At 44.0% G+C, this 1378-nt stretch carries 2 protein-coding genes; both read right to left on the reverse strand.

The window, feature by feature from the left end; genetic code table 11:
- The coding region (locus tag Q0257_RS04025) for a hypothetical protein (protein WP_298021846.1) at window positions 1-545 on the reverse strand (545 nt) is incomplete at its 3' end.
- A gap of 14 nt (window positions 546-559) precedes the next feature.
- On the reverse strand, window positions 560-1171 hold the full coding sequence (locus Q0257_RS04030) for a hypothetical protein (RefSeq protein WP_298021849.1): 612 nt from the start codon (window positions 1169-1171) through the stop codon (window positions 560-562).
- Between the last annotated feature and the right edge of the window lie 207 nt (window positions 1172-1378).

Genomic DNA, 1378 nt, shown 5'->3' on the forward strand with positions numbered 1-1378 from the left:
GTATGCGGGCTTTGCAAAAACGCTCTACTATTTTTTAGACTTGAGCTCACGTATTCGTAACGTGAGATCACGTTTGCGCTGGAGCTTTGCGACACCGAAGCCGAAAACGAGTATGAATAAAGCGGCGCGGAGGAAGCGTAGCCGCTAAAGTGCTCTTTTAGATTTACGAATTTGCCCTCCGCAAAGGTCTTGCAAACGCCGCCGCTCGCGGAATACTCGGCGATTCGCAGCTCTTTATTGGGCGTAAAAACGTAGATCGTAAATTTATTTAGAGCTCTTTGCGAAATTTGATCCTTAGCCGTGCCGATTCCTCTTTCGTCCGTAAATAGATAGAGATTAGAGCCCTCCTTTTCATATCTTCCTAAGATCGCGTCATCTTTTAAAAGCATGCCGCCTGAAATTTTATACTCGGTGACGGTCTGCCCGTCGTAGCTCATCATCACGGAATTTTCCGGATGCAGCTCGGCTTGCGAATACTTTACCTTCATACAACCCGCAAACAGCGCGACCGCCGCAAGCAGCGCTAAAATTTTAATTTTATCCATAACTCCCTCGAAGTTTATCTGCAAAAATCGTCTAAGATCATGGTTTTAAGACCATCGATCGTCTTTTTGAAAAATCCAGCCACAGCCAACTCCTCCGCAATATATTTCGTATCTTTGCGATCGACCGCTTTTTCAAAATTCATATTTTTATATGCACTCAACGTTTTTGAGCTCATATTTTGCACCGAGCTCTCGCTTTTTGAAATTTTGCCGTCCGCATAAAGCCAATCGCCGTCTTTTAACATATTTGAAATATAGTCGAAATTTACGTATCTGCCGGCGTTATAGACGCTGCAAATCCCATCTTTGTGCCAAATGCTAAATACCATTGCCCTTTCGTCGTTAAAAAGATAAAATTTCATCCGCTTGGCATTCAGTGCGGACTTATAGTTATTGCCGTAAGACTTGCCCGCTTCATCGAGCACAAGCATCCTAAACTCGTTTCTATCTATAGAATACACGCCTAAATTTTTGCCGTTTTCATACAGATCCTCGCCGGCAAATTTATAGATCACGGTTTTGTTGCCGTCGTAAAATTTAAACTCCTTATCGCTCTTAGTCGGACGCAATATCGCGCATCCTCCAAGCAGTGCCGCCAAAACGGCAAAAACTATAAAATTTTTCATTTATCGCTCCTTAAATTCTAATCTTTCGCCGCACCTTGCCGCCGTATCGCAAGCCCTACATTAAAATTTCAAGGCGTTTTACGCCCTCAAATTTTAAAATTTGCTCGCCCTACTTCTCGCCGAAGCGCTCCTTTAAAATTTTATACGCCTCGTTGATCTCCTGAAGCTTCTTCGTGCCCTCCTGGATGATCTCCTCGTCCGCGCCCT

The organism is uncultured Campylobacter sp., assembly GCF_938018035.1.
Taxonomy (GTDB): domain Bacteria; phylum Campylobacterota; class Campylobacteria; order Campylobacterales; family Campylobacteraceae; genus Campylobacter_B.